General features: G+C 67.9%; 9 protein-coding genes and 1 pseudogene. 3 read left to right on the top strand and 7 right to left on the bottom strand.

Features of this window, described 5'->3' with window-relative positions; all coding sequences use genetic code 11:
* Window positions 1-31: 31 nt before the first annotated feature.
* Window positions 32-328, bottom strand: a complete 297-nt coding sequence (locus CHRYSEO8AT_RS09510) for a hypothetical protein (RefSeq protein WP_201304397.1) — start codon at window positions 326-328, stop codon at window positions 32-34.
* A 69-nt stretch (window positions 329-397) separates the two neighbouring features.
* Between CHRYSEO8AT_RS09510 and trxB the strand changes: the two genes are divergently transcribed.
* The gene (gene trxB / locus CHRYSEO8AT_RS09505; protein WP_159849465.1) at window positions 398-1,405 is read left to right on the top strand and encodes a thioredoxin-disulfide reductase; all 1,008 of its coding nucleotides are present in this window, start codon (window positions 398-400) and stop codon (window positions 1,403-1,405) included.
* 16 nt (window positions 1,406-1,421) lie between these two features.
* On the opposite strand, the gene CHRYSEO8AT_RS09500 is transcribed toward trxB, so the two are convergent.
* The 4 genes and pseudogenes from CHRYSEO8AT_RS09500 to CHRYSEO8AT_RS09485 form a co-directional block, all read right to left on the bottom strand.
* Window positions 1,422-2,381, bottom strand: coding sequence for an aldo/keto reductase (locus tag CHRYSEO8AT_RS09500; RefSeq protein ID WP_159849463.1), 960 nt, complete (start codon window positions 2,379-2,381; stop codon window positions 1,422-1,424).
* A gap of 69 nt (window positions 2,382-2,450) precedes the next feature.
* A pseudogene (locus tag CHRYSEO8AT_RS09495) lies at window positions 2,451-2,870 on the bottom strand (response regulator); the annotation flags it as partial.
* Between the two features lie 51 nt (window positions 2,871-2,921).
* Window positions 2,922-4,859 carry a PAS domain-containing protein gene (locus CHRYSEO8AT_RS09490; RefSeq protein WP_236547490.1) on the bottom strand — a complete coding sequence of 646 codons (1,938 nt, stop codon included), beginning with the start codon at window positions 4,857-4,859 and terminating at the stop codon, window positions 2,922-2,924.
* 80 nt (window positions 4,860-4,939) lie between these two features.
* Window positions 4,940-6,121, bottom strand: coding sequence for a cell wall hydrolase (locus CHRYSEO8AT_RS09485; RefSeq protein ID WP_159849459.1), 1,182 nt, complete (start codon window positions 6,119-6,121; stop codon window positions 4,940-4,942).
* Between the two features lie 203 nt (window positions 6,122-6,324).
* Here CHRYSEO8AT_RS09485 and CHRYSEO8AT_RS09480 point away from each other — a divergent pair, with 203 nt between their 5' ends.
* Complete coding sequence (locus tag CHRYSEO8AT_RS09480) at window positions 6,325-9,600, top strand: PAS domain S-box protein (RefSeq protein WP_159849457.1); 3,276 nt, start codon at window positions 6,325-6,327, stop codon at window positions 9,598-9,600.
* Between the two features lie 63 nt (window positions 9,601-9,663).
* Here CHRYSEO8AT_RS09480 and CHRYSEO8AT_RS09475 read toward each other — a convergent pair whose 3' ends face one another.
* A complete protein-coding gene (locus CHRYSEO8AT_RS09475) occupies window positions 9,664-10,020 on the bottom strand; it encodes a DUF6481 family protein (protein WP_159849455.1) in 357 nt (118 codons plus the stop codon).
* A 251-nt stretch (window positions 10,021-10,271) separates the two neighbouring features.
* A complete protein-coding gene (locus CHRYSEO8AT_RS09470; RefSeq protein WP_159849453.1) occupies window positions 10,272-10,457 on the bottom strand; it encodes a hypothetical protein in 186 nt (61 codons plus the stop codon).
* Window positions 10,458-10,906: 449 nt separating this feature from the next.
* On the opposite strand from CHRYSEO8AT_RS09470, the gene CHRYSEO8AT_RS09465 reads away from it, so the two are divergent.
* Window positions 10,907-12,058 carry a cell wall hydrolase gene (locus tag CHRYSEO8AT_RS09465; protein WP_159849451.1) on the top strand — a complete coding sequence of 384 codons (1,152 nt, stop codon included), beginning with the start codon at window positions 10,907-10,909 and terminating at the stop codon, window positions 12,056-12,058.
* The last annotated feature ends 12 nt before the right edge of the window (window positions 12,059-12,070 follow it).

Genomic DNA, 12,070 nt, shown 5'->3' with positions numbered 1-12,070 from the left:
TAAAGTGCACTCAAAAAAATTACAGTGGCGTTCAGTCACCCCCGCCGCCGCCATCCCCGCCGCCGTCCGAGCCCGCGTCATGGCCGCCCTGATGATGCGTGTCCGACGTCGGGATCACCGCACCGCCGCCGTCCGACCCGTCGCCATTCTTCGTGGGCTTGGCCTTGGCGTTAACCGCCCCCATCAGCGCCACGCCCAGGCCCGATCCGATGGCCGTGCCCAAGGCGAGACCCAGTCCGATGTTGTCCAGCGCGACGCCCAGCGCTACCCCCATCGACACGCCCATGCCGATTCCGATCGGCAAAAAGGCTGCACCCTTGTTCGTCATCCCCATCTCCCCTTCTCGTCAGGCGAGACTAGCATCGCGCAAATGGGAATCAGCCCCTAAATAGGGGCCATGACCCAAGCTCGTACCGTTCGCGTCGCCATCATCGGTTCCGGCCCCGCCGGCTGGACCGCCGCCATCTACGCCGCCCGCGCCTCGCTGAACCCCGTCGTCATCGCCGGCATCCAGCCCGGCGGCCAGCTGACCATCACCACCGACGTCGAGAACTATCCCGGCTTCGCCGAGACCATCCAGGGTCCGTGGCTGATGGAGCAGATGCAGGCCCAGGCCCTGCATGTCGGGACCGAGGTCATCCACGACATCGTCGTCTCCGCCGACCTGTCGCAGCGTCCGTTCAAGCTGAAGCTGGATGGCGGCGACGAGATCCTGGCCGAGACCATCATCATCTCCACCGGCGCCCAAGCCAAGTGGCTGGGGCTTGAGAGCGAGGCCGCCTATCAGGGCTTCGGCGTCTCGGCCTGCGCCACCTGCGACGGCTTCTTCTATCGCGGCAAGGAAGTCGTGGTCGTCGGCGGCGGCAACACCGCCGTCGAAGAGGCGCTGTTCCTCACCAACTTCGCCTCCAAGGTCACCGTCATCCACCGCAAGGGCGAGTTCCGCGCCGAGAAGATCCTGCAGGACCGCCTATTCGCCCACCCCAAGATCGAGGTGATCTGGAACGTGGCGGTCGAGGAGGTCGTCGGCGTGGTGGACGGCATCGCCCGTAACGTCACCGGCGTCCGGCTCAAGAACGTCCAGGACGGTTCGACCCGGGAAATCCCCGCCGACGGCGTCTTCATCGCCATCGGCCATGCCCCGTCGTCCGAACTGTTCAAGGGCCAGCTGGAGACCAACTCCGGCGGCTATCTGCGGGTCAAGCCCGGCACGGCCTCGACCGAGATCGAAGGCGTCTGGGCCGCCGGCGACGTCACCGACGACGTCTATCGCCAGGCCGTTACCGCCGCCGGAATGGGCTGCATGGCCGCCCTGGAAGTCAGCCGCTTCCTCGCCGAAGAGGACCACGCCAAGGCCCACCACCCCATCAGCCACGCCGAGGCGGAGAAGATCGGGGTCTGGTGACCCCGATCTGTCGGCGTCAGTAAGCCGACGCCTCCGTCAGTTCCGCCCCATCCTCGTCCGACAGCGTCAGGGTCGCCGCTTTCAGCGTATCGGCCAGCTGTTCGGTCGAGGTCGCGCTGACGATGGGGGCCGTCACGCCGGGCTGGGCCAGCAGCCAGGCCAAGGCGACCTGGGCCGAGGTGGCTTCGTTCTTCTGGGCCACGGCGTCCAGCACGGCCAGGATGCGCACGCCGCGCTCGTCGAACTTGTCCTTCAGCATCCCCTCGCGCTTGGTCCCGGCGATCTGATCGACGGTCTTGTATTTCCCGGTCAGGAAGCCGCTTTCGAGGCTGAAATAGGTGATGACGCCCAGGCCTTTCTCGACGGCCAGATTCTGCAACCCGCCCTCGAAGGTGTCGCGGCTGTAGAGGTTGTAGTGCGGCTGGATCGTCGCATAGGCGGCCAGGCCTTCGCGGTCCGAAACCGCCAGCGCCTCGCTTACCTGTTCGCCCGAATGGTTGGACGTGCCGATGGCGCGCACCTTGCCCGCCTTCACCAGCTTGTCGAGCGTGCGCAGGGTCTCCTCCTGCGGCGTCTTCGGATCGGGCCAGTGCGTCTGATAGAGGTCGATATAGTCGGTCTGGAGCCGGCGCAGCGACGCCTCGACCGCCGTCTCGATCCAGGCCGGCGACAGGTCGTTGTGGCCTTGGCCCATGTCCGAGCCGACCTTGGTCAGGATTTTGACGTCGTCGCGCCGGCCGCGCGCCTTCAGCCATTTGCCGATGATGACTTCGCTCTCACCGCCCGAATGGCCGGGAACCCACCGCGAATAGGCGTCGGCGGTGTCGATGGCGTCGAACCCGGCTTCGACGAAGGCGTCCAGCAGGGCGAAAGACGTCGCCTCGTCGGCCGTCCAGCCGAAGACGTTGCCGCCGAACACCAGGGGGGCGATGTCCAGGCCGCTGGAGCCGAGCTTGCGTTTGGTCAGGGTGGTCATGGGGGGTCTCCTTGTGGGGAGCCCTCGACATATGCCGCATCGCAGCGACCGCAACCGCCTCGGCGGCGGTTAGGCGAAGAGTTGAAGGCTCGGCGGCGCGTAATCCACCGGCTCGCCCTGACGGCGACGCAGGGCGTAATCCACGGCGGTTTGGACGGCCTGTTCGTCGGTGGGCTTGGACAGGACGCCGATGGTGCCGGCGACGCCGTCGCGAACCATGCCGGGGTTGGCCGTCATGAACAGGACTGTGACGCCCATGTCCTGACCCAGTTCGCGACCCAGATCGATGCCGGTGGGGCCGTCGGACAGGTGAATATCGACAAGAGCCAGGTCCACATCATTTTCGCGCACCAGATCGCGCGCGGCCTTTGCGGTCGCGGCGACGCCCAGGACTTCATGTCCCAGATCTTCCAGTACGAAACGCAGCTCCATGGCGACCAGGGCTTCGTCTTCGATGATGAGGATACGCGCAGTCATGGGATAAGCTTGTGCTCGGGAGCGTACAGAACGCGAGTTAGCCCGATAGGTTTCAACATAACGCTAATTTCTAACATCGCTGGCGGCCCTGCGGCGCGACAGCGCCGTCGCCGGCAGATCGACGATGACCTTCAAACCTTCCTGCCGCCATTCGCGTTCCAGCCGTCCGCCTAATTGTCCTTGGACCGACAATGTCGCCAGGGAAGAGCCGAAACCGGTGCGCGAGGGCTCTCCCTGCACAGTCGGCCCGCCGCTTTCGGTCCAGGTCAGGACGAAGCGATCCTCGTCGCGGGCGGTGGACAGGGCGACCATGCCGCCCTTTTCCGACAGGGCGCCGTATTTGGCCGCATTGGTCGCCAGTTCGTGGAACAGCAGGGCGACCGAGGTCGCGGCCTGGTCGTCGAACACGGCGTCGTCTCCCGTGATCCTGACGCGCGGCGTCCCCGTCTCGTCGGCATAGGCCTTGAACAGGTCCGACAGGAAGGAATGCAGCGTCGTCGCCCCCACCGTCGGCTTGGAGGTTTCGGTGTGCGGGCGCACGAACTCGTGCGCGCGGGCCAAGGCGGCGATCCGGGTGCGCAGCGAGGCGGAAAAGGCCTTGGCCTCGGGATACTGACGCGCCGACAGGGCGACCAGGGCCGTGATCACCGCGAAGATGTTCTTGATGCGGTGGCTCAGCTCCTGGCTGACCAGCTCGCGACCCTGTTCCAGTTTCTTCAGCTCGTCGATGTCGGTCAGGGTGCCGAACCAGCGGGTGATCTCGCCCTGCTCGTCACGCACCGCGACCGCCCGGCCCAGGGTCCAGCGATAGACGCCGCTGTGATGCTTCAGCCGGTATTCGATCTCATAGGGTTCGCCGGTCTCCAGCGAATGCCGCCAGACGGTCCAGGCGCGCTGCTGGTCTTCCGCGTGGAACATGTCGCTCCAGCCTTCACCATCCGTCGAACCGGCCGGCACGCCCGTGAACTCGTACCAGCGGGCGTTGTAGTAGTCGTGGAAACCGTCCGGCAGCGTCGACCAGACCATCTGCGGCATGGCGTCGGCCAGGACGCGGAACCGGGTCTCGCTCTCGCTCAGCGCGCGGGCGGTCTCGGCCAGATCCGTCTCGATCTGCTTGCGCTCGGTGATGTCCACGGCGATGCCCGGCAGACGAATGGCCTCGCCGGAACGGTCGAAATAGGCCTGTCCCCTGGCCAGCACCCAGCGCACGACGCCGTTGGCCATCAGTCGATATTCGCTGAGGAAGACGCCGTCACCCGCCTTGGCGCGCTCGATCTCCTCGCCGACACGCACCGCATCGTCGGGGTGAACGCTGGCGGTGAAGACCTCAATGGGCACGCCGTCGCGCGCTGCGATGGCATCCACACCGTACATGCGGGCGAAGCGTTCGTCGGCGACGACACGGTTCTGGGCGATGTCCCAGTCCCAGGCGCCGACATAGGCCGAGGCCTCCATCGCCAGGCGCGCGATGTCCTGGCTGCGGTCCCGCTCCAGCAGGGCGCGGCGCAGCTCGAGCTGGGTCATGACCTGATCGGCCAGGGTCTTCAGCGCCATGGCCTGAAGCTCGGTCAGACCTTCGGGACGCGGCTTTTCGTCCAGCACGCAGAGCGCGCCCAGCGACACGCCGTCCGGCGTCTTCAGCGGATGGCCGGCGTAGAAGCGGATGTGCGGCGCCCCCGTCACCAGGGCGTTGTCCGCGAACCGGGGGTCCAGAAGCGCGTCCTTCACGACCATGGCGTCGTCGGCGAGCATGGCGTGGGCGCAGAAGGACAGTGGGCGCGGCGTCTGGCGCACGCCCAGGCCGATCTCGGCCTTGAACCATTGACGCTCGGCATCGACCAGGCTGACGGCGGCCATGGTCGTCCCACAGATGCGCGCGGCCAGATTGGCGAGGTCGTCGAACGACGCCTCGGGGGTCGTGTCCAGCACGCCGTACTGTTTGAGCGCCCTCAGACGGTCAGCCTCGTCCCACCTAGGACATTCGACTTCGGGGTGGGTCAAGCAGGCGTCCTCGTCGGGCCGGTCACGTCCGGGCACGTGCATCAATGCCCCGACCGGTCATAGCGTTGCAATGCGCGATTTCAGTTCGTGGGACGACCGACTTCTTCGACGTCCATGGTCGCCACGCCTTCAGGCGCAACGGCGGCGGGTTTGGGCGTCGTTGCGGGCCGTTCCAGCGCCGTCAGGCGAGCGTTGATCGCGGCGACCTCGTCGCGGGTCGGCAGGCGACGTCCGCCCAGGCTGACCACGCCGACGACGCGCTGCTGACCATCGACCTCGACGGTGCGCAGGGGCGCGTCCTTGGCCAGGGCGTCGGGGTCGGGACCGCCGGTCGCGGCGCCGGCGGCGATGGTCAGGCGGGGCCGCGAGAAGCGCGCCTCGTCGATGACCGGCTCGCGGCCGTTGTAGACTTTGCGGAAGGCGGCGGTTTCGCCATAGACCCCCTTCCAGCGATAGAAGATGTGCGCGCCGATCTGCGTCACCTTGGCCACAGTCGGCGCCCACCAGGGATGCACATAGTCGGCGTGATAGTGTGTGGCGGTGCCGACCTGCTGGGCGACCTCGCCGTTCAGCGCCTTTTCCGCGACCTTGCGCGCCCGGTCCCAGGCCCAGCCGACCGGCGCCTGGGCCAGAGAGCCGTCGCAGGTGAAGCTGAACTGGCAGCCCGTGGTCCGCTCGGCGCCCTCGAAGACCACGCCGCAGACCGTGTTGGCGTAGTTGGGATCGCGCACGCGGTTCAGCACCACCTGGGCCACGCCGGCCTGGCCGTTATCCGGCTCCAGCGCCGCCTCGAAATAGACGGCCTGGGTCAGGCAGCGCAGCGCGCGCCTGCGGTCGTCGGCGCTGCCCTTGAACACGAACGGCAGGGCGGGACGCAGCGCACCCGACGCGGGGGCCAGGGCGGCGTTCAGACGTTGGGCCTCGAGCCCGTTCTTGCCCAGTTCCAGACCGGGCTTGCCCGCCAGGGTCAGGCTTTCCCAACCCGGCGTCAGTCCATAAAGGGCTGGCTGCAACAGGCTGGGGTCATGACGCATGGCCATGGCAAGTTGCGACGGGGTCAGACGACCTCTGATCGCCGCCAGTCCGCCCTCGCCCAGGTCGCCGCCGGTGATGCGCGACACGGCCTCGGCGGTGCGGTCCACGTCCGGGCGCACGCTGGACCCGGCGGCCATGGCGACGCCCAGCACCGCGCCGGCCGCGGGCAGGGCCGCCGCCGAACGCCGCAGCGCCGTCCACATCGTCTTCCAGGGCAACAGGGTCATTCACCGTCCACAGCCGCGATCGGCGCAGTCGCCTTTCGCTGAAACCGCGCATCTATTCGGACTTATAGGCCATTTTCCGGCGATCCGACGACCGTCGTTATCGCGACCCCCGCTGCGCGACGGGGGTGGTCGCTCGAAACGCAAGGTGTAAAGCTGCGTTCCGACATCGTGCGATGACAACTCGGCCGGAGAAGCGGAACAGCATGAGCGGAGGCGCGGCACCACGGCGCATCGCGGGGATGGACGGCTGGCTGATCAGCCTGGCGCGCCTGTCCGCGACATCTCCCTTGCGTAGCGTGCTGATCGGCGTCGGCTTCGCCCTGGCCGGGCTGGCAGTCCGCGCGGCGGCCTCCGCCCTTTATGGCGAGGTGACCGGTTTCGCCATCCTGCTGCCGGCCGTGACCCTTGCGGCGTTGGCGGGCGGCTGGTCCGGCGCCCTGGCCGCCCTCGCCGTCTGCACTGGAGGCGGCTGGGCCATCGTCGCCCTGACGACGACTGGCCGAGACGGGATCCTGAGCGCCATCGGCGGGGTCGCCACCTGGAACTTCGTGCTGGTCGGCCTGTTCATGGCCCTGGTCGGCGCGTCTCTGCGCAGCGCGATTTCACGACTGAGCGAAAGCGAGACGCGGTTCAGGCAGCTGGCCGATACCGCGCCGTCCCCCATCTGGCTGCTGAACACCGAGGGAGAGTTCGAGTTCGTCAATGCGGCGGTCTTCGCCCTGCATGGCCTGACCGTGGAAACCCTGCGCGAGGGCGGCTGGAAGGCGGCGGTGCATCCCGACGACCTGGAGACCATCAAAGGAGCCGAGCGGTCCGCCGCCGCAGAGCGTCTGCCCTATGAGATGGAGGGGCGGATCAAGGGGCAGGACGGCGTCTGGCGCTGGATGCGGGCCATCGTGCGACCGCGCTTCGACGGTCAGGGCGTCTTCCTGGGCTATGCCGGGATTTCGTTCGACGTGACGGAAACGCGCGAGGCGCTGGAGACGGCGGCGCGGGCCGAGCGTCGTCAGGCCTTCCTGCTGGACCTCAGCGACCGCCTACGGGACCTGACCGATCCCGAAGAGATCATGGCCGATGTGGAGAGCGCCCTGGGCGCCCTACTGGACGCCGACCGGGTCGGCTATGGCGAGGTGGACCAGGCGGCGGGCGTCGTCTCCATGAGCCGCGACTGGACCGCCGGCGTCGCCAGCGCCCAGGGCCAGTTCAGCCTGAACGCCTTCGGCGAAGGCCTGATCGCGGATCTGGCGCAAGGCCGCACGATCCAGATCGAGGATGTCCGGGAGGACCCGCGCACGGCCGCCTTCGCCGACGCCTTCGACGCCATCCAGACCCGCGCCCTGATCCGCGCGCCGCTGATCCGCACCGGACGCCTGCGCGCCTTCCTCTATGTCCATTCCGCCACGCCGCGTCTGTGGACCGAGGCGCAGGTCGCCCTGGTCGAGGAGGTCGCCGCCCGCACCTGGGCCGAGGTCGAACGCGCCCGCGCCGAGACCGAGACCCGCGAGAGCGAGCAGCGCTTCCGCGCCATCGCCGACACGGCGCCGGTCCTGATCTGGGTCACGCAGCAGGACCGCACGCGCGCCTTCGTCAATCAGGCCTATGTCGACTTCTATGGGTCCGACTACGAGACGGTTCGCACCCTGGACTGGCGCGATGTGCTGCACCCCGACGACCACGCCCGCATCCTGGCGGAATCGCTGGCGGGCGAAGCGACCCGCGAGCCCTTCTCGATGGAGGCCCGCTATCGCCGGCACGACGGCGAGTGGCGCTGGCTGAAATCCTTCTCGCGCCCCCGGCTGAACGGGTCCGAAGTCGTCGGCTTTGTCGGCGTGGCCTTCGACGTGACCGACATGCGGGCCGCCCAGGCCAAGCTGGAAGAGTCCGAGAACCGGTTCCGCACAGTGGCGGACAGCGCGCCGGCCCTGATCTGGATGAGCGACGACGCCGCCCAGATGGTGTTCGCCAACAGGCGCTATCGCACCTTCTTCGGGGTGGAGGCCGAGGGCCATCTGCCCGACAGCTGGCGCCACCTGATCCACCCGGACGACGAGGGCGTCTTCGTGGCCGCCTTCATGCGGGCCTTCGAGGCCAGGGATCGGTTCGAGGCCCTGACGCGGGTCAACCACCCGCTGCTCGGCCTGCGCTGGCTGCGCAACGAGGGCGTGCCGCGCTTCGACGCCTTGGGCCTGTTCCAGGGCTATGTCGGCGCCTGTCTGGACGTGACCGACGCCAAACGCGCCGAAGACGATCTGAAGCGCATCAACGAACTGCTGGCCGAGCGGGTCGACGAGGCCCTGATCGAAAAGGCCCAGGCCGAGGCCCAGCTGGTTCACGCCCAGCGGATGGAGGCGGTCGGACGTCTGACCGGCGGGGTGGCGCACGACTTCAACAATCTGTTGACCGTGGTGATCGGCGCACTGGACATCATCCTGCGCAGCGAGGACCCGGCCAAGCGCAAGAAGCTGGGCGAGGCGGCCCTGGCGGCGGCGCGCCGTGGCGAGAGCCTGACACACCAGTTGCTGGCCTTCTCGCGGCGTCAGGCCCTGAGGCCCGAGCCGATCGACCTGAACGCCCTGATCCGCGAGAGCGAGCCCCTGCTGCGTCGCGCCGTCGGAGAGGCCGTCGACTTCAAGGTGAAGCTGAAGCGCGGCGGCGCGCGCGCCAATGTGGACCCGGCCCAGTTCGAGGCGGCGCTGCTGAACCTGATCGTCAACGCCCGCGACGCCCTGGGCGACGTGACGGGGGCCAAGGGTCGCCACGCGCGGATCACGGTCCAGACGCGGGCCTGCACCGTCGAGGCCGGCAAGGTCGCCGAACTGGCGGCCGGCGACTATGTCTGCGTCGCCGTGTCCGACAATGGCGAAGGCATGTCGCCCGAGATCAGGGACCGAGTGTTCGAACCCTTCTTCACCACCAAGGGCGTCGGCAAGGGCACGGGTCTGGGCCTGAGCCAGGTCTATGGCTTCGCGCGCCAGTCGGGCGGCGGCGTCCATATCGAATCGGAGCCGGGACAGGGGGCCGAGATCTGCCTCTACCTGCCGCCCCTGTCCGTCGAGGATGCGGTGGCGGCGCCGGTCGCGGCGTCCGGGGACGACGCGCCTCTAGCCGAGGGCGGGCGGATGTTGCTGGTCGAGGACGATCCCGGCGTCGCCGCCGTGGCGTTGGAAATTCTGGAAGGCTTCGGGCTTGAGGTCGACTGGGCCGAGAATGGCGACGACGCACTGAAGTTCCTGCACGCCGATCGCTTCGACGTGATGCTGACCGATGTGGTCATGCCGGGCGGTATGAGCGGGGTGGAGTTGGCGCGCGTGGCGGCGGTCCAATGGCCGGAACTGCGGATCGCCTTGACCTCGGGCTATGTCGGCGAGGATGTGGACGCGGTGCTGGCCGACACGACCTGGCCGCTGCTGCGCAAACCCTATTCGTCTGACCAGTTGCGCGCCCTGCTGGAGCGACTGAGCGCAACGCCGGCAAGCTGACAGGCAAAGAAAAACGCGCCGCAGAGCTGCGACGCGTCGATCTTTTCGGCAGTCGGCTTGGACCTAGCGGCGGGCCTTGCGCGCGGCGTAACGGGCGTCGCGCTTTTCCTTCTGCTCTTCCTTGGTCAACTGCTTGCGCGCCTTGCGGTCGGCGCGCTTCTCGGCGTCGATCGCATCCTGAGCGGCGAGATCGGCAGCCATGCGGGCGGCGTCCTTCTCGGCCTTCTCGCGGCGCTGTTCAGCCTTGGCCAGCTCGTGTTGTTGACGCAGGGCTTCCTTTTCGGCGGCGCGCTTTTCAGCCAGCAGCTCGAACTCGGGATCGGGCGCAGCGGCCTTCGGCTTGAATTTGGCGAGCAGCGCCTTCTTGGCGTCCTGCTGGGCGGTAATGCGGTCGGAGAATCCGGTCTTCAGATCTTTCATGCGAAAGCGTCAGGGTTCCTTGTGAGCGGCCAGGGGCGGCCGTCGGGGGTCGGGCGGCGAGAAAAACGCGCATCCCGAAGCGGGGCGCACAAAGCCGATAACCGGGCGAAAATCAAGGTTCGCCCCCTGGAAATCGATTCTGCGCGTCATTTGGCGTGTGACGGCGTCGCCATCGACACGCCCAGTCTAAGGTAGGTCGCGCCCGTCCGATGGCAAGGGCCGCCATCCGAACGGGCGCGACTGGCTTTAGGTCAGTTCGGCTTTTGCGCCTGGCCCACAGCGGTTCCGGCGGCCCCGCCGACGGCGGCGCCCACGGGGCCGCCCACGACGGCGCCGGCGATGGCGCCGCTGGCGGCCTTCTGTTCGACGGTGGCGCCGCATGCGGCCAGGGTCAGGGCAGAGGCGACAGCGGCGGTCAGGATGAGGGTTCGGGTCATGGTGCTTCTCTCCAAAAGGCCAAGCTTCAACGCGAACGCCCCATCGCGGTTCCGGCCTTTCGCTTTAGTAGCGATTACGCGCACCGTCACAATCTTGAACAGACCAAGACGGCATCTTTAGTCCGCTGCACCGCAACACGCTGTTTGACGGTTAGTTTTTGTGTAACCTAATACAGTATTCAACAGTTGGATTATGGGCTATGTGCCGAATTTCGGCCACAAGCCGCCGACCATTTGAAAAATACCTAGTCGTTTCGCCACCTTAACCATCGGATTGCGAATCGAACACATTGAGGCCATAAAAGGCTGGCTAAAGGCCCGTCCTCGACGCCCGGGCCACTGAGCCGAGCGCCGGAAATTGCAGGCTGGAATGCGACCGCAGAGTCGCCTCGCCGGCAAGACTACCCCCGGGGGCCGCGTTTCTCGCCCTGCTGAACAGGACTACCTCGTTGTCGCATTCCTCGCAGACGCGCGCCATTCTGCGCGCCGATCGTGTGGCCAAGATCAAGCCCATGACGGCCGCCGCAGCATTCGGCGGTCTGGTGGGACTGGCGATCGGATGCGCCTATCTGGGCGGCACGGCTGCGCGCGCGACGACGCTGCGCGCCCAGGCTGAACGGATTCAGGGAGCGACCGCCGCCGGTTTCACCGAAGAGGCGCTCGCCGCCGCCGCCGGCGGCCTGGACGCCAGCGCCCTGACCATCGCGCGTCGCCACGACCCTTATACCAGCGCCGGCTCGGCCCAGCGCGACCGACAGGCCGAACTGCTGGCCGCCCGTCTCGAACAACTCCGTGCGCCCGGCGACGCCAATCTTCGCCGCGCCAGCCTGACCGCCCCGACCGCCGCCCGCCCCTTCCAGATGGCCAACGCCCTGGACGCCAGCCGCGATCTCGATTGCCTGACCCAGGCCGTCTATTATGAAGCCCGCGGCGAAGGCGGCGACGGCATGAAGGCCGTGGCCCAGGTGGTCCTGAACCGCGTGCGTCACCCCGCCTTCCCCAAGACCGTCTGCGGCGTGGTGTTTCAGGGCGCGGCCCGCAGCACCGGCTGCCAGTTCTCCTTCACCTGCTCGGGCGTGATGCGGGGTCGCGTCAATCAGGCCGCCTGGAACCGCGCGCGCACCGTCGCGTCGGACGCCATGTCGGGCTCGGTCTTCGCCCGCGTCGGCAACGCCACCCACTTCCACACCACAGCCGTCGCGCCGGGCTGGCGGTCGTCGCTGATTCAGGTCAGCCAGGTCGGCAGCCATTTGTTCTATCGCTTCGGCGGGCGTTCGGGCTCCAGCGGCGCCTTCACCTATGCGGCGCGGCCTTCGGCTCCTACGGAACAGCCGCGCCTGATCCAGGCCGGCCTCAACCCGGTCGAGACCGCGCGTCAGGCCGGACAGGCCGTGGCCTATACGATGGTGCTGGCGCAGGAAGGCCGGTCGCTGCCGGCTCCGGCCGCCCAACTGGCGACGCCGCCACGCCCGGCCGCCGCGACAACCCCTTCGCCGACCGCCGCTCGCGCCGCCAACGCCCAGCCGACGTCGCGTCCCGTGCGTCCAGCAGAAGCCCCCGCCAAGACCGACATCGTCGAAACGGCCTCCAGCCCCGCCTGATCAGCTGAGGCT

The organism is Brevundimonas sp. G8 (assembly GCF_902506205.1).
GTDB lineage: Bacteria > Pseudomonadota > Alphaproteobacteria > Caulobacterales > Caulobacteraceae > Brevundimonas.
This window is presented reverse-complemented; position numbering and strand designations above follow the sequence as displayed.